The sequence below is a fragment of the Curtobacterium sp. MCLR17_054 genome, assembly GCF_003234335.2.
In the GTDB taxonomy this organism is placed as follows: Bacteria; Actinomycetota; Actinomycetes; order Actinomycetales; family Microbacteriaceae; genus Curtobacterium; species Curtobacterium flaccumfaciens.
This window is the reverse complement of sequence record NZ_CP126263.1, coordinates 423,618-443,583: the sequence shown is the minus strand read 5'-3', so window position 1 is coordinate 443,583 and position 19,966 is coordinate 423,618. Positions and strand designations below refer to the sequence as shown.

Genomic DNA, 19,966 nt, shown 5'->3' with positions numbered 1-19,966 from the left:
CACCACGGACGCCGCGGTGCGTGCGTCCAGTCTGTCAGTGCGTGAAGGCGTACGCGATGAGTGCCATCGTGACGATGAAGCCCGCCAGGTAGTTGATCCAGAGGAAGCGCTTCCACCCGGCGTTCGCGGCCTCGGCACCCTGGTCCGTGATGTTCCACCACGGCAGCACGTTGAGCGCGTACGGGATGACCACGATCGCGGCGATCGGCCCGGGGAACGCCGAGAACAGCAGCGCGACGCCGGCGACCAGGTAGGCGACGAAGGCCAGGCGGACGGTGGCCCGGGCGCCGATCACGGTCGCGACGGAGCCGATGCCACCGGCACGGTCGGCCAGGACGTCCTGCACGGCACCGAACGCGTGCGAGGCCACGCCCCACAGGAAGAACGCGATGCACACGGCGACGAGTTCACCGGTCCAGTGCGGGCCCGCCAGGGCGAGGCCGTAGATCGCCGGCGACACGAAGTGCGTGCTCGACGTCAGCGAGTCGAGGAACGGCTTCTCCTTGAACCGCAGCCCCGGTGCCGAGTACGCGATGACCGCGAACACGCTGATCGCCAGGACGAGCCACGACCACGGCCCGTTGCCGCTGACCGCGCCGAGCACCACGAGCGCGACGAGGAAGGGGACGTTCGTGACGACGACGGCCCACAGCGTGGTGCGGTGGACGCTCTTGTCGAGCAGGGCGCCCTCGACGCCGCCCTTGCGCGGGTTGCGCAGGTCGGACTCGTAGTCGAAGACGTCGTTGATGCCGTACATCGCCAGGTTGTAGGGCACCAGGAAGTACACGACGCCGACCAGGAACGCGACGAGCGAGAACCCGCCGCCGCCCTCGACACCGACCCCGCTGCCGAGCAGGTACGCGGCGCCGAACGGGTAGGCGGTGTTCACCCAGCTGATCGGGCGCGACGACACGAACAGGGCGCGCAGGGTCGACGGCCTGGAGGCGGTGCTGGCGTTCACTTCATGTCCTCTGCTGGTGCTGGCTCCGCTGGTGCTGGGGTCGGGTCGGGCGCGGGGCGTGCGCCGGTCCGGTCGAACAGGACCCACAGGCTGGGCAGCAGCACGATGGCGGACATCGCGTAGGCGAGGTCCTCGACCGGGATCGCACCGATCTTGGCACCGCTGATGAGCGAGGGGTCGTAGGCGACGATCCGCAGCGTGACGATGACGTTGTCGAACACCATCGTCATCAGCAGCAGCGCGACGCCGGCGATCACGGACGTGAGCACAGCGACCCGACGCCCGACCACGGGCCGTCGACCCGCCGCACGGGCCCGGCGGGCGGCGACGACGCCGGCGACCACTGCCACGACGGCCGTGACGCCGAAGAACGGCAGGGCCAGGAGCGCGTACGCCCCGGTGCCGTTCACGCGCGCCGCCGATCGGTTGCCCGCTGCACCAGGGGCCGGACGAAACCGACCAGGTCCATCGTCGAGTAGCAGAGCAGCAGCAGGAAGAAGAGTTCCTCGAGCGGGACCTCGGGCGCCAGGAGCACCCCGGTGAGCAGGTTCTGCGGCCCGATGAAGAAGATGCCGGCAGCGACACCGGCGACGTCCCACACCATGAAGAACGCGACGCCGACGACCATCACGGCCGCCGCCCGCCACGGTGCCCGCCAGAAGAACAGCCGGAAGCGGGCGTCCAGCACGGTCATGCCGACCAGGGACACCACCAGGCCGGCGAGGTAGACCCCGGGCATCAGGCGGTCTCGGTCCGGTCCCGCTGAGCCCCGAGGGGCGTCGGCAGCGGCTCGGTGCTCCGGTCGCCGTGGATGCGCTTGAGCAGGACCTCGGCGCTGATCAGGCACATCGGCAGACCGATGCCCGGGATCGTCGAGGCACCGACGTAGTACAGCCCCTCGACCTTCTTCGACGCGTTCTTCTCGCGGAAGAACGCGCTCTGCTTCAGGGTGTGCGCCGGGCCGAGCATCGAGCCGTTCCAGGCGTTCAGGTCGTCGGCGAAGTCGCGCGGGCCGATCGTCCGTCGGACCCGGATGCGGTCGCGCAGGTCCGGCACCCCGGCGCGCTCGGCCAGCACGTCGATGGCACGGTCGGCGATCTGCTCGACCTGGTAGTCGCCGGCTCCGTCGATGCCGCCCTTGCCGATCGACAGGTCGGCGGGCAGCGGCACCAGGATGAACAGGTTGCTGGTGCCGGGCGGCGAGACGCTCGGGTCGGTCTCGGACGGGGCGCAGACGTAGATCGAGGCGGGGTCCGGCACGTGCCGGTCGTCGCCGAAGATCGCGCCGAAGTTCGCCTTCCAGTCCGCGGTGAACATCAGGGTGTGGTGCAGCAGGCCCGGCGTCGGACCGTCGATGCCGAGGTACACGAGCACCGCGCTCGGGCCCGGGTCGCGCTTCTTCCAGTGGTCGGCGCCGTGGGTGCGGTGCTCACGCTCGAGCAGCTGCATCTCGGTGTGCTGCATGTCGGCAGCGCTGACCACGAGGTCGGCGGGGGCCGTGTGCTGCACACCGTCGCGGTCGCGGTGGACGACCCCGGTGGCGACGCCGTCCTCGACGACGATCCGCTCGACCTTCGCACCGGCGATGATCTTCGCGCCCTCGGCCCGGGCGACACGCTCGACGGCGGAGATCACCTCGGTGATGCCGCCCTTCGGGTAGAGCACGCCGTCGGCCAGGTCGAGGTGGCTCATCAGGTGGTACATGCTCGGTGCCGCGTACGGGCTCGTGCCGAGGAACACCGCCGGGTAGCCGAGGATCTGCCACAGGCGACGGTCGCGCACCGCGGTCTCGGCGAAGGTGGAGAGCGGCTCGAGCAGCAGGCGCGCGAGCTTGGGCAGACGACGCAGGACGTCGGGTGCGGCGAGCTTCGTGAGGTCCTGGAAGCTCGTGTAGAGGAACCGGCGCACGGCCATCGTGTAGGTGTCCTCGGCCGACGCGAGGTACTTCCGCATCCGCTCGCCGGCACCGGGCTCGATGGACTCGAACAGCGCGATGTTGGCCTCGGCGTCGGCGCGCAGGTCGATCGGCTCGTCGTGGCCCTCGCTGTAGACGCGGTAGCCGGGGTCGAGCTTCACCAGGTCGAGTTCGGCCTCGGCCGACGTTCCCAGCAGCTGGAAGAAGTGGTCGAAGACCTCGGGCATGAGATACCACGACGGCCCGGTGTCGAACCGGAACCCGTCCTGCTCCCACGAGCCGGCACGGCCGCCGAGCTGCGTGCGCTGCTCGAGCACCGTCACCGAGAAGCCGTCGCGTGCGAGCAGCGCGGCGGCCGCCAGGCCGCTGATGCCGCCGCCGATGACGACGGCGCGGCGAGCGGGCACCTTGCGCCGGGTGGTGGTGGCGACCGTCGTCGGTCGGGAGGCGCGGGGCGGGGTCATGAGGAGCCTCCCGGCCGGTGGGTGGTGACGCGCGACCGGAGCGGTGCGCGTCCGGCGAGGACCTGCGCCGCGAGGCGCACCTTCACCGGGTTGGGGACGCGCACGCGCGTCGTGACGAGGCGGCTCGCCGGCGTGCGCGCGAGGCGGTCGTTGAGTTCCTGGAACAGCGCGTGCGCGAGTCCGACCGCGTTGCGGGCGTCGGCCGGCAGCAGCCGGATCGTCCGCGCTGCGTGGTCGAGGTCGGCCTGCACGTCGGCGACCAGGCGGTCCTTGGTGGCCTCGTCGAACGACCGGATGTCGACGCCCGGGAAGTACGACCGACCGAGCACCTCGAAGTCGGCGTGCAGGTCACGCAGGAAGTTCACCTTCTGGAACGCGGCGCCGAGCGCACGTGCACCGGCGACGAGTTCGGCCTGGTCGAACGTCGGCCGACCGGCGCGGTACACGAACGCGCGCAGGCACATCAGGCCGACGACCTCGGCGGAGCCGTACACGTACGCGTCGAACGAGGCGTCGTCGTGCTCGGTGCGGTCGAGGTCCATGCGCATCGAGGCGAAGAACGGGGCGGTGAGCTCGGCGCCGAAGCCGGTGGCGCGGGCCGTGCGGGCGAAGGCGTGGACGACCGGGTTCACCGAGAAGCCGAGTGCGATGGCCCGTTCGGTGTCGGCCTCGAGCTCGTCGAGCACCGTGCGGGCGAGCTCGCGGTCGAGCCCGGCCTCGGTCGCGGGGCCGTCGACGACCTCGTCCGCGACGCGGACCAGCGCGTAGACGTTCCGGATGTGCTCGCGCGTGTCGCGGGCGAGCATGCGGCTCGCCAGGCCGAACGACGTGGAGTACCGGTCGATGACGACACCCGACGCGGCCTCGGCCGTGGCGTCGTAGAGCTGGAGGCGAGCCGGACGGGACCCGGTCGCCGTGGTGGTGCTGTGGGTCACCGGGCGCGCTCCACGAGTTCGGTCACGAGGGCCTCCAGGCGGTCGGCGAGGTCGTACGGCAGCCGGGCGAGCTCGGCCCGGGCGAGTGCGGTGTGGTCGGCGACACGTGCTTCCGCGGCGCCGCGTGCACCGCAGGAGACCAGGGTCGCACGGACCTCGTCCGCACGGGCCTCGGTCAGGTCCGGGTCGCCGAGGTACGGCTCGAGGTCCGGCCAGCAGTCCGTGGTCGCCGCGTACGCGATCAGCATGGTGCGCTTGCCCTCGCGCAGGTCGCCGAGCACGGTCTTGCCGGTCATGGTCTCGTCGCCGAAGACCCCGAGCAGGTCGTCGACGATCTGGTAGGCGATGCCGATCTCGCGACCGAAGGCCCCGAGGGCGGTGACGATCTCCTCGTCGGCGCCGGCCAGGACGGCACCGGACTGCAGCGGGGCCTCGAACGAGTACACGCTCGTCTTCGCCCGCTCCATGGCCAGGACTTCGTCCACCGTCGGCATCACGCCGAGTGCCAGGTCGACGTCGGTCATCTCGCCGGCGGCGCTGGCGAACACGGCCTCGTCGAGCAGTTCGAGCAGCCGCTCGCGGCGGGTGCCGTCGACGCCAGCGGCCTCGATGAAGCGGGGCGCACCGGCGAGGGCCAGGTCACCGGCGATCACGGCGGCACTCATCCCCCGGTGCTCGGCCGTCGGCAGCGGCAGGCCGCCCGTCGTCCCGTTGTCGCGGAAGGACCCGGCGACGTTCGGCTGCCCGCGGCGCGACCAGTCGCGGTCGATGACGTCGTCGTGCACCACGAGTGCGGTGTGCAGGAGTTCGTAGGCCGCCGCGACGTTGGCGGCTGCGTGCACGTCGGTGCCGCCCATGCCGGCGTACGCGGTCATGACCATGCGGGGCCGGAAGCGCTTGCCGCCCATGCTCGCCTTGCGGAGCACGCGCCACAGTTCTTCGGACGGTCGGCCGTAGCGCTCGGCGCGTGCCGACGACACGGCGAAGAAGCGCTCGAGGCAGTCGTCGACGAGCGCGAGGTCGATGTGCGGCACGGTGGTCGCTTCCTCGCTCATTGGCCTAACCTATCGACTCAGATGAACGCTTTCCCTGAATCCGTGGTGCTCCTGGCCGACGACCGTACCCCGATCGGCACGGCGGACAAGTTCACGGTCCACACTGCCCACACGCCCCTGCACCTGGCCTTCTCGTGCCACGTCCGGAACACCGACGGCGACGTCCTGGTGACCCGACGAGCGCTGTCGAAGAAGACCTGGCCGGGGGTGTGGACGAACACCTTCTGCGGCCATCCCGGTCCGGACGAGTCCTTCGAGGACGCCATCGGCCGTCGGGCCTCCCGCGAGCTCGGCATCACCGTGCGCGACGTCGAGGTCGTGCTGCCGGAGTTCCGGTACCGCGCGGTCGACGCCTCGGGCATCGTGGAGAACGAGGTCTGCCCCGTCTTCCGTGCCGTGACCGACGACACTCCGGCTCCCGCGGACGACGAGGTCGCCGAGTGGGCATGGGTGTCCGAGGACTCTCTCAGGCAGGCCGTCGCCGGCGCGCCGTTCGCCTGGAGCCCGTGGCTCGGGTGGCAGCTCGCCGAGCTCGAGACCGCCGGGCTGCACGTCACGCGCTGACGCTCCTGCGCCTGCCGCGACGGGTTGTCCGACCCGCGCCGCAGGCGTACGCTCGACCGTCGGCAGCGCTCTGGGCGCCGCCACGACGAGACGAGAAGGGCAGGTGAGGCGCGATGCCGGGTGACCATCCTCGATCGGGCCGGCCGCCCGTGTCGGTCGTCGCGCCCGCTCGCTGACCCTGCCCCGCCCCGGATCGCCTCCGGGGCGCCATCGCGCCCGCCTGCTCCCCACCGAAGGAGCACGCACATGGCACTGATCGACAACGCGATCTACGTCCGGGGACGCCGCGTGGAGTCTCCGTCGACCCTGTCGCGCCCGGCTCGTGGCGACCTGACGTGGATCGGGCTGCTCCGGCCCGACCCGCACGAGCTCGAGGCCGTCGCCACCGAGTTCGACCTGCACGAGAACGCCGTCGAGGACGCCCGCAAGGGACACCAGCGCGCCAAGCTCGAGCGCTACGGCGACACCCTGTTCCTGGTGCTCCGGCCGGCCTGGTTCGACCCGTCCGAGGGCACCGTCGAGTTCGGCGAGGTGCACCTGTTCGTCGGCGACCACTTCGTCGTGAGCGTCCGGCACGCCGCCCGACCCGACCTGGCGGTGCTGCGGGCACAGGTCGAGGCGGACCCGGAGTTCCTGGCGAAGGGGTCCGAGGCCGTGACCGCGGCCGTGCTCGACGAGGTCGTCGACGGCTACGGCCCCGTCGTCCAGGTGCTGCAGGAGCAGATCGACGCCATCGAGGACCAGCTGTTCGCCGGGCAGGTCGACCCCGGGGTCTCGAAGCGCATCTACCAGCTACTCAGCGAGGTCCTGGCGTTCCAGCGGGCCACCACCCCGGTGCCGGCGATGGTCACGGGGCTGCTCCGCGGTGCCGACAAGTACGGCGTCGACGACGACGTGCAGCACCGGCTCCGCAACGTGCACGACCACGCGCTCCGTGTCACCGAGCGGGTCGACTCGTTCCGCGCCCTGCTCGAGAACGCCCTGACCCTGCACGCCACCCTGGTGTCGCAGGAGCAGAACGAGGCGATGCGCCGGATGACCAGCGCGAGCCTGGCCCAGGGTGAGGAGAGCCGGCAACTCGCCCGGGCAGCACACCGCCAGGGCGAGGAGGTCAAGAAGATCTCGTCGTGGGCGGCGATCCTGTTCGCACCGGGCTTGATCGCCGGTGTCTACGGGATGAACTTCGACCACATGCCCGAGCTGCACTGGCACTACGGGTACCCGGTCGCGATCCTCGGCATGCTCCTGCTGATGGGCGTGCTCTGGGCGATCTTCCGCAAGCGCAACTGGCTCTGAGCCGACGGCGGATCGGCGCACAGGTGGCGTCGATCCGCCGGACGTGCATAATGATCTGGCCCGGATGTGAACGTGCACATCGATGTGCCACGACACCCGGGCGGAAACGAGCAGCAATGGCGTCATCGCGGACACAGCAACCGCGTTCGCCCAGCATCCGTGACGTCGCACGGATCGCGGGCGTCTCGCACCAGACCGTCTCGCGGGTGCTGAACAACTCGGACGCGATCCGGGCCGAGACACGCGACAAGGTCCTGGCGGCCATGGAGCAGCTGCAGTACCGGCCGAACCGGGCCGCACGCGCCCTGGTCACGAGCCGGACCCACACGATCGGCGTCCTGACGGCCCGCCGCGCCCACTACGGTCCCGCCGTGGCGCTGCAGGCGATCGAGGACGCCGCGATGCTCCGCGGCTACTCGGTCACGACGGCGAACATCGCCGAGGCGACCGACGCCGCCGTGCGTGAGGGACTCGGGCACCTGCTCGACCTCGACGTCGAGGGCATCGTCGTCATCGCGCCCCAGCAGCGGGTCTTCGACCTGATCGCGGAGCTCGGCATCCGCACCCCCTACGTCACCATGCGCGCCAGCGTCGGCGAGGACCCGACGGCCCTGTGGGTGGACCAGATGGAGGGCGCACGACTCGCGACCGCGCACCTGCTCGACCTGGGTCACGAGTACGTCCGGCACATCGCCGGACCACAGGACTGGATCGAGGCCGACGCCCGCATGCAGGGGTTCCTGCGCGAGATGTCCGACCGCGACATGGCCGTCGCCCCGCCGATCCTGGGCGACTGGACCGCCGACTTCGGCTACCACGCCGGCCGCGAGCTGCTGCGGTGGCGGGACTGCACCGCGATCTTTTGCTCGAACGACCAGATGGCGCTCGGCGTCATGCACGCAGCGCGCTCGTACGGGCTCGACGTCCCGGGTGACCTGTCCGTGGTCGGCTACGACGACATCCCCGAGGCGAAGCACTTCTGGCCACCGCTCACCACGGTGCAGGTCGACTTCGCCGAGCTCGGGCGTCGCTGCGTGGACCTGCTGCTGCCGAGTGAGGGCGAACTGCTCCGCCCGATCGACATCGTCCCGCAGCTGGTCGTGCGCGCCTCCACGAGCGCGCCCCGTACGCGCTGACGCACCTCGGGCTGGTCCGGCGCCCCGGAGTACCTGCCACGAACTTCTGCCCAGGGACGCCCGGAGACACCCGGTACGCCCGAAACGACCCGGTACGCCCTGAACCACCCGGTCACCGCGGAGTACGTGCCAGGAACGGGCATACCTGCCACGAACTTCCGACCAGGTACGCCCGAAGACACCAGGTACGCCCGAAGACACCAGGTACGCCCGAAGACACCAGGTACGCCCGGAATGACTGGGTACGCCCGAAACGTCTCGGTACACCCGAAACCACCCGGCCACCCCGGAGTACCTGCCAGGAACGGGCATACCTGCCACGAACTTCCGACCAGGTACGCCCGAAGACACCAGGTACGCCCGGAATGACTGGGTACACCCGAAACGTCTCGGTACACCCGAAACCAACCGGCCACCCCGGAGTACCTGCCAGGAACGGGCGTACCTGCAACGAACTTCCGACCAGGTACGCCCGGAATGTCCAGGTACGCCCGGAACGACCAGGTACGCCCGAAACGACCCGGTACGCCCGGAACCACCCGGCCACCCCGGAGTACCTGCCACGAACGGGCATACCTGCCACGAACTTCCGACCAGGGACGCCCGGAAGCGCCAGCCAAGCCCGCTCCGACAAGGCGAGCGGAGCTCCGGACGCGACCACGAACCGGACGGGAGGCCCGCGGCCGGCCCGCCACGGGCCTCCCGGCCGCGCATGCGGATTCGCGCAACGAAACGCGCGCTCCCGAGCCCCCTGGCCCCAACCCGGGGGACGTTCCCTCCGGATCACGCATGCCGTTACGAAAACGCGACCAATCCGAATTGACAGCCGCACCGAGGCTGTGCGTAAATTGCCTCCGTCCAGCCGATGTGACCGTTCACATGAGCGTCACACCGAGCCGGATCCGGACGCGACAACGAAGTCCACACAGGCCCCCTGTGCTTTCGCTGCCGCAGCAGAACCACCCGAACACACTGCCGCACCGAAGCGGCAGAAGGAGATGCACTGTGGCGTCAACCCCGATCGACACCGGCCTCGAGACCCGGTCGATCACCGCACCCGAGACGATCCTCGAGATGCGCTCGATCACCAAGGAGTTCCCTGGTGTGAAGGCGCTGGCCGACGTCTCCCTCAGCGTCCGCGCCGGCGAGATCCACGCGATCTGCGGCGAGAACGGCGCCGGCAAGTCGACCCTGATGAAGGTCCTGTCGGGCGTCTACCCGTACGGCACCTACAGCGGCGAGATCGTCTACGAGGGCGAGGAAGTCCGCTTCTCGAACATCAAGCAGTCCGAGCAGGCCGGCATCGTCATCATCCACCAGGAGCTGGCGCTCGTCCCGGAGCTCTCGATCACCGAGAACCTGTTCCTGGGCAACGAGCCGAGCCGCGCTGGCGTCATCAACTGGACCGCCGCGCAGCTCCGTGCGCAGGACCTGCTCGCCCGCGTCGGCCTGGCCGACGACCCGGACACGCAGATCAAGAACATCGGTGTCGGCAAGCAGCAGCTCGTCGAGATCGCGAAGGCCCTGCACAAGGACGTCAAGCTCCTGATCCTCGACGAGCCGACCGCCGCGCTCAACGAGAACGACTCCCAGCACCTGCTCGACCTGATCGTCGGACTGAAGGCCAAGGGCATCGCGAGCATCATCATCAGCCACAAGCTCAACGAGATCGAGCAGATCGCGGACGAGATCACGATCATCCGCGACGGTAAGGCCATCGAGACGCTCAACGTCAAGGCGGACGGCGTCAACGAGGACCGCATCATCCGCGGCATGGTGGGCCGCTCGCTCGAGTCGCGCTTCCCGGACCGCACCCCGAAGATCGGCGAGACCTTCTTCGAGGTCCGCAACTGGACGGTGCAGCACCCGATCGACCCGTCGCGTCTGGTCTGCAAGGCATCGAACTTCCACGTCCGCAAGGGCGAGATCGTCGGCTTCGCCGGCCTGATGGGCGCCGGACGCACCGAGCTGGCGATGAGCCTGTTCGGTCGCTCCTACGGCACCTGGCTCGACGGCCAGATCATCAAGGACGGCCGCGAGATCAAGGTCACGAACGTCCAGCAGGCGATCGAGAACGGCATCGGCTACGTCTCCGAGGACCGCAAGGCGCTCGGCCTGAACCTGCTCGACACCGTGAAGCGCTCGACGGTCGCCGCCGACCTGCAGAAGATCTCGAAGGCCGGTGTCGTCGACTCGCTCGAGGAGTACTCGGTCGCCGAGAAGTACCGCAAGATGCTCCGCACCAAGGTGCCGAGCGTCGAGGACAACGTCGGCAAGCTCTCTGGTGGCAACCAGCAGAAGGTCGTCCTGTCCAAGTGGATGTTCACCGACCCCGACATCCTGATCCTCGACGAGCCCACCCGCGGCATCGACGTGGGTGCCAAGTTCGAGATCTACGGGATCATCCAGCAGCTCGCGGCCGAGGGGAAGGGCATCATCCTCATCTCGTCCGAGCTCCCCGAACTCCTCGGTCTCTCCGACCGGATCTACACCATCTTCGAGGGCCAGATCACCGCTGACCTCCCGGCCGACCAGGCCGATCCCGAATCGCTCATGCGCAGCATGACCTCCGCGCGGAAGGGCGCCACCGCCTCATGAACAACCTGAAACTGCTCTTCGGCAAGGGCAACAGCATCGGCCAGTACGGCATGATCATCGCCCTCATCGTGCTGCTGATCTTCTTCTCGGTCACGACGAACGGGCTCATCCTCGAGCCGACCAACGTCATCAACCTGTTCCTGCAGTACTCCTACATCCTGATCCTGGCGCTCGGCATGGTCATGGTCATCATCGCGGGGCACATCGACCTGTCGGTGGGTTCGGTCGCAGCGGTCGTCGGCATCGTCGTGGCGCAGTCCATGGCCGTGTGGGACTTCCCGGTGTGGGCCGCCATCATCCTGGGTCTCGCGTGCGGTGCCCTGATCGGTGCGTGGCAGGGCTTCTGGGTCGCGTTCGTGAAGGTCCCGGCCTTCATCGTGACGCTGGCCGGTCAGCTCATCTTCCGTGGCGTGAACCAGATCATCGGCAACTCGACGTCCGTCCCCGTGCCGAACGGCTTCACCCCGATCGGCGCCGGCTTCCTCGGTGACTTCGGCCCCGACTTCGGCTACAGCAACGGCACGCTGCTCATCGGGCTCGTCACGATCCTCGCACTCATCATCATCGAGGCCCGCGGCCGCGCCCGCCGCCGGAAGATGCAGGCAGAGGTCCCGCCGCTGTGGGTCTCGATCGTCCGCACCGGCATCCTGGTCGCCGTCACGCTCGTCGCGACGTACCTGTTCGGTGCCGGCCCGGTCGGCACCTCGGTCCCGATCGTCGCGATCATCCTCGGTGTCCTGACCATCGTCTACGGCTTCGTCACGAAGAACACGATCTTCGGTCGCCAGGTCTACGCCGTCGGTGGCAACGCGAACGCCGCCGTCCTGTCCGGTGTCTCCGCGAAGAAGGTCAACTTCTTCGTCATGATGAACATGTCGGTCCTCGCCGCGATCGCCGGCATGGTGTTCGTCGCCTACTCCGGCGCCTCGGGCCCCGCGGACGGCACCGGCTGGGAGCTCGACGCGATCGCCGCCGTGTTCGTCGGTGGCGCGGCGGTCGCCGGTGGTGTCGGCACGATCTCCGGCTCGATCATCGGTGGTCTCGTGATGGCGCTGCTGTCGAACGGTCTGCAGCTCATGGGCCTCGAGTCGAACCAGGTGCAGATCATCCGCGGCCTGGTCCTGCTCGTCGCCGTCGCCTTCGACGTCTACTCGAAGTCGCAGGGACGCCCGTCGCTGATCGGCGGCATGATGCGGCAGTTCCAGCGGAAGGACACCGAGCAGAACACGGTGGCCGCCCAGCAGCCGCGGTCCATCGAGGACCAGCCGGACAAGATCACCCTCCCCTAGTCCCAACTCCCCACACCGGGGCCTCGGCCCCACACCTCCTCAACGAAGAGAAAGCAATCACATGCGCAAGAAGATCGTCGCCGGCCTCAGCCTGGCGCTCATCGCGGGCCTCGCCCTCAGCGGTTGCTCGGCACGCGGCTCGTCCGACGACGCCGGCAGCACCAGCACCATCAAGAAGGGCGACCTCATCGGCGTCGCCCTGCCGGCCAAGACCTCGCAGAACTGGGTCCTCGCGGGCGCCGCGTTCAAGAAGTCGATCGAGGACGCCGGCTTCAAGGCCGACATCCAGTACGCCAACGCCGGCAACCCGGTCCCCGACCAGCAGTCGCAGATCTCGGGCATGATCACCAAGGGCGCCAAGGCCGTCATCATCGGTGCCGCCGACGGTTCGCAGCTGACCGCGCAGGTCAAGTCCGCCAAGGACCGTGGCGCCGTCGTCATCGCCTGGGACCGCAACATCCTGAACACGAAGAACGTCGACTACTACGTGGCGTTCAACAACTTCAAGGTCGGCCAGCTCCAGGCCGAGGCGCTGCTCAAGGGCCTCGAGGAGAAGAAGGGCGACAAGCCGTACAACGTCGAGCTCTTCGCCGGTTCGCCGGACGACGCCAACGCGACCGTGTTCTTCAACGGTGCGATGGACGTCCTGCAGCCGAAGATCGACGACGGCACGATCAAGGTCGTCTCCGGTCAGACCACGTTCCAGAAGGTCGTCACGCAGGGCTGGCTCGCGCAGAAGGCCCAGTCGCGCATGACCGACCTGCTCTCGCAGTACTACACGGGTGACACCGAGCTCGACGGCGTCCTGTCGCCGAACGACACCCTCGCCCGTGCGATCCTCACCGCGACCAAGGCCGCCGGCAAGGACAACCCCGTCGTGACGGGCCAGGACTCGGAGACCGCGTCCATCCCGCTCATCATGAAGGGCACGCAGTACTCGACGATCTTCAAGGACACGTCGAAGGAGGCCCAGGCGGCCGTCGACCTCGTCTCCACGCTGTCGAAGGGCGACAAGCCCGACACGAAGATGGACAAGACGAACAACTACAACGGCAAGAAGACGGTCCCCGCGATCGAGCTCACGCCGGTCCTGGTCACCAAGGACAACGCCGTCGAGGCCTACAAGGGCAACGACACCCTCGAGGAGCTCGCCAAGAAGGGCTGATCTCCCCAGCACCACGGACGGCCCCGTCTCGCCTCGGCGAGACGGGGCCGTCCTGCGTCGTCCGGGGGCCGGCCACACGGCGGACGGGAGGCTCGGTGCACGTCGTGATCCGTGCCTCCAGTCCGCCGTGTGGTCCGCCCAGGGCACGTGGCCGCGTCCGGTCCGCGCCCGCGTCCGTCAGGGGTGGGCAGCGCGCAACCGGCGCGCGGCGTCGGCGAGGTGCGGGACGTCGGTGCGGGCGGTGCCGAACACCAGCGCACGCGTCGTGTCGAAGTACCGCCGGGTCAGCCGCTCCCCCAGGTCGGACACGCGCGACCACGGGATGCCGGGCTCGCTCGCGGTGACCCCGGCGGGGAGCACCCGGACCGCCTCACCGATCTCGACCAGGCGCATCCGGACCGCGTCGTGCACCAGGTCCTCGGGCACCCGCTCGTCGTCGATGTAGCGCCGGATCGCCTCGCACGCCCGGATGACGTCGTCGAGGCGGTCGGCGACGGCACGGCGGACACCGCCGGGCTGGGCACTCACAGCGGCACCGCGGTCCGGACGACCCCTGGGCGCATGCCCGCGGCGTCGACCACGTCGACCCGGACCCCGAGCAACCGTTCGGCGGCGTCCTGGATGCGCATCAGCGCGAAGATGCCGAGCCCCGCGTCGACGTCGACCATCAGGTCGACGTCGCTGTCCGGACCGTCCTCACCCCGGGCGACGCTGCCGAAGATGCGGGGATTCCGCCCGCCGAACCGCTGCACGATCTCGAGGAGGTCCTGCCGGGCCGCGACCACGCGCTCGAGGAGCGGCGGGGGTTCCTCGACCGGCTGCAGGTCGATCGTCGTCGTGAAGCCCGCCGCGCGGAGCATCCGCTGCAGGGCTGCGAGCGACGGTTCGCGCCGACCGTTCTCGTAGGTGCTGATGACGCTCTGCGTGACGCCGGCGCGCTGGGCGAGCTGGACCTGGGTCAGTTCGGCGCGTTCACGGGCGTCGCGGATGAGCACCGCGGCCGACAGCGGCGGGGCGGACCGTGGGGGAACAGCGGACATGCTGCAACGATACACAGCATGCGACATTTCGTCTGCCGGTGGAACCGACGGGTCTGTGCAGGCCCGGACGGAACGGGACGGTCCGGCGCTCGTCAGCGGGGGTCGGAGACGTCCGCCCGGTGGAAGTTCTGTGCCGAGCGCGACGCGGTCGGGCCGCGCTGACCCTGGTAGCGGGACTGGTACTCGGCGGAACCGTAGGGCTTCTCGGCCGGGCTCGACAGCTGGAAGAAGCAGAGCTGCCCGATCTTCATCCCCGGCCAGAGCTTGATGGGCAGGGTCGCGACGTTCGACAGCTCGAGCGTCACGTGCCCGGAGAACCCGGGGTCGATGAAGCCCGCGGTCGAGTGGGTCAGGAGGCCGAGGCGGCCGAGCGAGCTCTTGCCCTCGAGCCGCGCCGCGATGTCGTCGGGCAGCGTCACGACCTCGAACGTGGAACCGAGGACGAACTCACCCGGGTGCAGCACGAACGCCTCGTCCGGGTCGGTCTCGACCAGGCGGGTCAGGTCGGGCTGGTCCACCGCGGGGTCGATGTGCGGGTACTTGTGGTTGTCGAACAGCCGGAAGAACTTGTCGAGCCGGACGTCGATGCTCGACGGCTGCACGAGCGAGGCGTCGTACGGGTCGAGGCCGATCCGGCCTTCGGCGAGCTGGGCGGTGATGTCGCGGTCGGAGAGCAGCACGGACGAAGCCTAGCGGCAGCGGGCGTTGCGCCGGTATGCTGCCAGGCTGCCCACCGCCCGCGCGGGCGGCGTTCGGAGCAGTGATGAGCACGTACACCGTCGACGAGATCACGGTGCCCGCCTCGATGGACGACGACCCGGCGACCGTCGCGACCTTCGCCGAGTGGCTCGCGGTGTCCGACGGCGCCGAAGCCGCCGTGCACGGGCTGCACGAGTTGGCCTGGACGCCGGAGGAGTACCTGCCGCTGTGCCGCGAACCGGGTGCCCCGAGCCGGCTCGTCGTCGCCCGCGACGACCGCGGCACCGTGGTCGGTGCGGGCTCGTACGACACGAAGCAGGAGCCCGGCACCACCAACTGCTGGCTGTCGGTCGGCGTCGTCCCCGAGCACCAGCGCCGCGGTGTCGGGACGCTGCTCGCCGACCACCTGGAGTCGATGGCCCGCGCCGACGGCCGCACGCAGTGGAAGACGTACGCCGTCTCGCGGCAGGTCGGGCCCGCGTCCGGTCCCGGGTACGTGCAGGCCCCGACGGGGTTCGGCGCCGTCCCGGAGGACGAGGCCGGGGTGCGGTTCCTGACCGCCCGCGGCTGGCACTTCGGCCAGGTGAACCGGATCAGCCGGCTCCCGCTGCCCGCCGACGCATCCGTGGTGCGCGGACTGCACGAGCGGGCGTCTGCTGCCGCCGGGCCGGAGTACCGCGTGCACGCCTGGACCGGTCGCACGCCGGAGCAGTGGCTCGACGGCATCGCCCTGCTCGATACCCGGATGAGCACCGACGCGCCCGCCGGGGACATGGAGGAGCCCGAGGACGTCTGGACCGCCGAACGGCTCCGGGAGCACGAGGACGAGCTCGCCCGGGCACCGCGCACCCTGCTCACCGTGGCCGTCGAGCACGTGCCGACGACCACCCTGGCCGGTTTCACGCAGCTGTCCGTGCCGGACGACCCCGCACGGCCGGCACAGCAGTGGGACACCCTGGTGCTCCGCGAGCACCGCGGCCACCGGCTCGGCTGGCTGCTCAAGGTCGTCGGGATCCAGGAGCTCGAGCGGCGGTTCCCGGGGCGTCCCTCGGTCATCACGTTCAACGCGGAGGAGAACCGCCACATGCTCGACGTGAACGAGGCCGTCGGGTTCGTCGGCGTCGGCTGCGAGGGCATCTGGGAACGGCGGGTCTGAGCGCGCATCCGAGGGGCCGCCGTCCAGCCGACACGCCTACGATTGGACGGTCATGACCGTCACGTCACCCGAAACCCAGCCCACGGGGTCAGCGCCGGACGCCGCCCCCACCACCGGGCGCTCGTCCACCGTCGCGACGGTCCTCGTCATCGCGATCCCGCTGGCCGTCGCGTGCTCGATCCTCGGGCTGACGATCACCGGTGCCTTCAGCGCGAGTCAGCAGCTGGTGTCCGCCGGCGAGGTCGTCGAGTACGGCCTGCCGATCGCCCGCGTCGTGCACGACACGATGGCGGCGCTGACCATCGGGCTCCTCATCGTCGCCGCCTTCGCGCTGCCCGCGCAGAAGAAGGACCACGGCGCCCTGTCCAGCGTGCAGCACCGTGCGACCCGGTGGGCTGCTGCGACCGGCGCCGTCTGGTTCCTGGCCGCCGCGGTGAGCATCGTCCTGACCGGCGCGAACACCCTCGGTGTCCCGCTCACCAGCCCGGTGTTCGCCCGCAACTTCATGCTCTTCGCGTTCCAGGTCGAGATCGGCCAGGCGCTCGTGGTCTCGGCTGCCGCGATCCTCGTCGCCACGGTGGTGGCCGCCTTCGCCACCCGGGTGACGACCCTGGCGTTCGCCACCGTGATCGGCCTGTTCGCCCTGCTCCCCCTGGCCCTGTCCGGTCACGCCGCCGGGTCGCTCGAGCACGCGAACGCGGTGAACTCGCTCGCGATCCACCTGGTCGGGGTGTGCGTGTGGGCCGGTGGCCTGGTCGCCGTGGTCCTGCTCCGCACCCGCACCAAGGGCGCGACCGGACGCGTGATCGCCCGGTACTCGACGCTCGCCGGCTGGTCGTTCGGGGCCGTGGCGTTCTCCGGCATCGTCAACGCGTCGCTGCGTCTGACCGGCCCGCTCGACCTGTTCACGACCACGTACGGCTGGCTCATCACCGTCAAGGCGCTCATCCTCGTGCTGCTCGGCGTCGCGGGGATCGTGCAGCGCCGGAAGCTCGTGCCCGGGCTCCTCCGCGCGCCGCTCGACCGCCGCCTGTTCACCCGGTTCGCCCTGGCCGAGATCGTGTTCATGGCCGTGGCCATCGGTGTCTCGGTCGCCGTGTCCCGCTCGCAGCCGCCGATCCCGCAGACCCCGGCGACGGGCGAGGACACCCGCTCCGGCCTGATCGGGTTCCCGTTCCCGCCTGCGCAGACCACGCAGACCTACCTGACCCAGTGGCACATCGACTGGGTGTGGCTCGGTCTGGCCGTCGTCGGGGCCGTCTGGTACCTGCTGGCGGTGCGCAAGCTGCGGAAGCGCGGCGACGCCTGGCCCGTCGGGCGCACCATCGCCTGGCTGATCGGCTGCGCCCTGTTCATCTGGACGACGTCGGCCGGCCCTGCCGTGTACGGCATGATCCACTTCTCGTCGCACATGCTCCAGCACATGCTGCTGATGATGTTCGTCCCGCTGCCGCTCGTGCTCGGCGGCCCGGTGCTGCTCGCGCTCCGCACTCTGCCGGTCCGGAACGACGGCTCACGCGGCGCCCGCGAGTGGCTCATGCTCTTCGTGCACTCCCGTTGGATGCAGTTCCTCGGCAAGCCCGCCGTCGCCGGGATCATCTTCGCCGGGTCCCTCGTGGTGTTCTACTTCACGCCGGCGTACCAGGCCGCGATGCAGTCGCACGAGTGGCACGTCGCGATGATCATCCACTTCGTCCTGAGCGGCTACCTGTTCTTCTGGGTCTTCGTCGGTGTCGACCCGGGCCCCCAGCGCCCGCCGTACCCGATGCTCATCATCACCCTGCTGGCCACCCTGGCGTTCCACGCGTTCTTCGGCGTCGCGGTCATGACGTCGCAGTCGGTGTTCGCGATCGACTGGTTCCACGCGCTGGGCCAGACCAACGACGCCGCACTGCTCGACGACCAGCACACCGGCGGCGGCATCGCCTGGGGCGCTTCGGAGCTCCCGATGGTGTTCGTGGCCCTGCTCGTCGTCCGGAACTGGATGCGCTCGGACAAGCGCGACGCGAAGCGCCTCGACCGCAAGGCCGACCGCGACGGTGACGCCGACCTCAAGGCGTACAACGAGCGCCTGGCGGCGATGAGCAAGCGGGACTGACCCGCAGCACGGGTCACACGGCGGGCGTTGCCCCGGTCAGTCCCCGTGGACGATGCAGACCGCGTCGAGGTCCATCGCGGCCTCGAGCGCGGCCGAGATCCCCGATTCCCCGTCGGGGCCGGCGGGGGTCACGGTGTCGACCCACCACAGCGGTGTCGCCAGGGTCGGGGCGTCCGGCAGGATCCGCTCGACCTCGTCGAAGGAGTCCACTCGGCGCACGCCGAGCACGGTGATCACCGGGTGCGTGGCGTCACGGCAGACCTGCATCATCGGGCCGTCGTCGAGCGCCCGGACACCCCAGGTCTCGTCGTGCAGCAGGAGCGCCTCCGCCACCTCGCGCGTCTCCACCGGCTGGCGGCAGAGGATGGTGACGTCACGCGGCACCCTGACCGCCCACCATCCGGTCGTCGCGGACGTGGCCGTCGAGCGTGCCCTCGTCGTGCGCGGGGTCGAGCGGTGCGCCACCGACCAGCTGCAGGAAGCGGTCCTCGTCGATGCGGTCGAGGAACGACTCGAGCGCTTCCCAGCCGTCCTCGAAGCGGACGATCATGCCGCCGTCGTCAGCGGCGTCGGCATCCGGGCGGGCGGCCGAGCCGGCTGCGAAGGTCGCGGTCGTGGTGCGCGGTGGCGGCCAGACGCCGTCGCGGTCCAGGAAGCCGGCGGCCTCGGGGCCCACGACGACGGCGAGCGGCGACGGTTCGCCGTGCGAGACGGCCCGCACCAGGTGGTCGGCGTCGCCGCGGCGCTGCATGACCACGCCGAACACCGGGACGACCTGGTCGGCGACCCGCTGCACGGCGTCGAACATCCGGTTCGCCAGCCCCGGGTCGGTGTTCTCCTCGGGCACGGTGAGCACGGCGGACATCGTCTCGACGACGACCCCGCCGACCAGGTGCGCGGTCATCGTCGCGGAGAACCCCTCGCCGACGGCGTACGAGGTCGAGATGCCGGGTGCCTCGTGCTTCGCGTACTGCGTGACGACCCAGCGGTCCCACGGCACGGTGAGCGGTTCGGCGGTGCCCCACCGCGTCGGGCAGGTGCCGACCGTGTGGCACAGCGCCTCGATCGCGGAGCCCATGTCGACCGCACGCCCGGGGTGGTGGCGGAGGGTCAGGTCGATGCTGATCTGTCGCACCGAGTCGGCCGAGACGGGGTGCTCGGGCGACGGGGTGCCCACGAGTTCGGGGCCGCGGTGCACGAAGTCCTCGATGTCCGATGCGGCGACGCCGGTCCGGCCGTCACGCAGCGTGCCGTCGAAGTCGGACACCGCCCACGCGGCGCCGTACGCGCCGAGCGCATGACGGAGTGCCGGGGTGATCGCCGCGGCCCGGCCGGTGCGGAGCACGACCGTCCGTCCGGCGTCCGCCGACCGACGGAGCAGCGAGGCGAGCGCGTCCGTCAGCCACACGACGGGCGAGGCGGACTCGACCACGATCGCCGAGCCGACCACGTCGTCGATGAGGGGATGCCTGACCATCCGGGTCCTCCTCGGTTCGGGGCTGGAACTCCCTGGACGGTACACACGGGGGCGACACCTGTCCGTCAGGCGCCCACCCTCACAGCGGAGACTCGGGAGGCGCGACACGCGCCCGCGA

At 70.1% G+C, this 19,966-nt stretch carries 19 protein-coding genes; 8 read left to right on the top strand and 11 right to left on the bottom strand.

Annotated features, from left to right (window positions below; all coding sequences use genetic code 11):
• Window positions 1–34: 34 nt before the first annotated feature.
• The 6 genes from DEJ08_RS02215 to DEJ08_RS02190 are packed head-to-tail and all read right to left on the bottom strand — an operon-like array spanning window position 35 to window position 5,330.
• A complete protein-coding gene (locus tag DEJ08_RS02215) occupies window positions 35–961 on the bottom strand; it encodes a prenyltransferase (RefSeq protein WP_071404934.1) in 927 nt (308 codons plus the stop codon).
• The gene (locus tag DEJ08_RS02210) at window positions 958–1,371 is read right to left on the bottom strand and encodes a lycopene cyclase domain-containing protein (RefSeq protein WP_258366990.1); all 414 of its coding nucleotides are present in this window, start codon (window positions 1,369–1,371) and stop codon (window positions 958–960) included. The genes DEJ08_RS02215 and DEJ08_RS02210 overlap by 4 nt, the downstream gene beginning before the upstream one ends.
• On the bottom strand, window positions 1,368–1,700 hold the full coding sequence (locus tag DEJ08_RS02205) for a lycopene cyclase domain-containing protein (protein ID WP_027464925.1): 333 nt from the start codon (window positions 1,698–1,700) through the stop codon (window positions 1,368–1,370). Before DEJ08_RS02205 ends, DEJ08_RS02210 begins: the two co-directional genes overlap by 4 nt.
• Window positions 1,700–3,340, bottom strand: coding sequence for a phytoene desaturase family protein (crtI, locus tag DEJ08_RS02200; RefSeq protein WP_111053893.1), 1,641 nt, complete (start codon window positions 3,338–3,340; stop codon window positions 1,700–1,702). Before crtI ends, DEJ08_RS02205 begins: the two co-directional genes overlap by 1 nt.
• Window positions 3,337–4,275 carry a phytoene/squalene synthase family protein gene (locus DEJ08_RS02195; protein ID WP_110858704.1) on the bottom strand — a complete coding sequence of 313 codons (939 nt, stop codon included), beginning with the start codon at window positions 4,273–4,275 and terminating at the stop codon, window positions 3,337–3,339. Before DEJ08_RS02195 ends, crtI begins: the two co-directional genes overlap by 4 nt.
• Window positions 4,272–5,330: a polyprenyl synthetase family protein gene (locus DEJ08_RS02190; protein WP_071404931.1), complete on the bottom strand. Its 1,059-nt coding sequence runs from the start codon at window positions 5,328–5,330 to the stop codon at window positions 4,272–4,274. Before DEJ08_RS02190 ends, DEJ08_RS02195 begins: the two co-directional genes overlap by 4 nt.
• Window positions 5,331–5,351: 21 nt before the next feature.
• Between DEJ08_RS02190 and idi the strand changes: the two genes are divergently transcribed.
• From idi to DEJ08_RS02160, 6 genes are all read left to right on the top strand, one after another.
• Window positions 5,352–5,894, top strand: coding sequence for an isopentenyl-diphosphate Delta-isomerase (gene idi, locus DEJ08_RS02185; protein ID WP_110864939.1), 543 nt, complete (start codon window positions 5,352–5,354; stop codon window positions 5,892–5,894).
• 246 nt (window positions 5,895–6,140) lie between these two features.
• Complete coding sequence (locus DEJ08_RS02180) at window positions 6,141–7,190, top strand: magnesium and cobalt transport protein CorA (protein ID WP_071404930.1); 1,050 nt, start codon at window positions 6,141–6,143, stop codon at window positions 7,188–7,190.
• A 116-nt stretch (window positions 7,191–7,306) separates the two neighbouring features.
• A complete protein-coding gene (locus DEJ08_RS02175; protein WP_017886425.1) occupies window positions 7,307–8,326 on the top strand; it encodes a LacI family DNA-binding transcriptional regulator in 1,020 nt (339 codons plus the stop codon).
• 1,074 nt (window positions 8,327–9,400) lie between these two features.
• Window positions 9,401–10,924: a multiple monosaccharide ABC transporter ATP-binding protein gene (gene mmsA / locus DEJ08_RS02170; protein ID WP_042538695.1), complete on the top strand. Its 1,524-nt coding sequence runs from the start codon at window positions 9,401–9,403 to the stop codon at window positions 10,922–10,924.
• Window positions 10,921–12,213: a multiple monosaccharide ABC transporter permease gene (gene mmsB, locus DEJ08_RS02165; RefSeq protein WP_111046218.1), complete on the top strand. Its 1,293-nt coding sequence runs from the start codon at window positions 10,921–10,923 to the stop codon at window positions 12,211–12,213. The genes mmsA and mmsB overlap by 4 nt, the downstream gene beginning before the upstream one ends.
• 61 nt (window positions 12,214–12,274) lie before the next feature.
• Complete coding sequence (locus DEJ08_RS02160; protein ID WP_111053894.1) at window positions 12,275–13,378, top strand: substrate-binding domain-containing protein; 1,104 nt, start codon at window positions 12,275–12,277, stop codon at window positions 13,376–13,378.
• A 177-nt stretch (window positions 13,379–13,555) separates the two neighbouring features.
• Here DEJ08_RS02160 and DEJ08_RS02155 read toward each other — a convergent pair whose 3' ends face one another.
• The 3 genes from DEJ08_RS02155 to dcd all read right to left on the bottom strand — a co-directional run bounded on the left by DEJ08_RS02155 (window position 13,556) and on the right by dcd (window position 15,098).
• Window positions 13,556–13,906 carry a HepT-like ribonuclease domain-containing protein gene (locus tag DEJ08_RS02155; RefSeq protein ID WP_111033041.1) on the bottom strand — a complete coding sequence of 117 codons (351 nt, stop codon included), beginning with the start codon at window positions 13,904–13,906 and terminating at the stop codon, window positions 13,556–13,558.
• Complete coding sequence (locus DEJ08_RS02150; RefSeq protein WP_111029679.1) at window positions 13,903–14,418, bottom strand: helix-turn-helix domain-containing protein; 516 nt, start codon at window positions 14,416–14,418, stop codon at window positions 13,903–13,905. Before DEJ08_RS02150 ends, DEJ08_RS02155 begins: the two co-directional genes overlap by 4 nt.
• Before the next feature lie 92 nt (window positions 14,419–14,510).
• A complete protein-coding gene (gene dcd / locus DEJ08_RS02145) occupies window positions 14,511–15,098 on the bottom strand; it encodes a dCTP deaminase (RefSeq protein ID WP_027464935.1) in 588 nt (195 codons plus the stop codon).
• Between the two features lie 83 nt (window positions 15,099–15,181).
• Here dcd and DEJ08_RS02140 point away from each other — a divergent pair, with 83 nt between their 5' ends.
• Window positions 15,182–16,273 (top strand): GNAT family N-acetyltransferase, encoded by a 1,092-nt coding sequence (locus tag DEJ08_RS02140; protein WP_181438925.1) that lies wholly within the window; start codon window positions 15,182–15,184, stop codon window positions 16,271–16,273.
• A 52-nt stretch (window positions 16,274–16,325) separates the two neighbouring features.
• A complete protein-coding gene (locus DEJ08_RS02135) occupies window positions 16,326–18,371 on the top strand; it encodes a bifunctional copper resistance protein CopD/cytochrome c oxidase assembly protein (RefSeq protein WP_111029677.1) in 2,046 nt (681 codons plus the stop codon).
• A 36-nt stretch (window positions 18,372–18,407) separates the two neighbouring features.
• On the opposite strand, the gene DEJ08_RS02130 is transcribed toward DEJ08_RS02135, so the two are convergent.
• Together DEJ08_RS02130 and DEJ08_RS02125 are read right to left on the bottom strand one after the other, a co-directional pair.
• The gene (locus DEJ08_RS02130) at window positions 18,408–18,704 is read right to left on the bottom strand and encodes a hypothetical protein (protein WP_139196596.1); all 297 of its coding nucleotides are present in this window, start codon (window positions 18,702–18,704) and stop codon (window positions 18,408–18,410) included.
• 40 nt (window positions 18,705–18,744) lie between these two features.
• On the bottom strand, window positions 18,745–19,848 hold the full coding sequence (locus DEJ08_RS02125; RefSeq protein ID WP_111029676.1) for a DUF6177 family protein: 1,104 nt from the start codon (window positions 19,846–19,848) through the stop codon (window positions 18,745–18,747).
• Window positions 19,849–19,966: the final 118 nt, after the last annotated feature.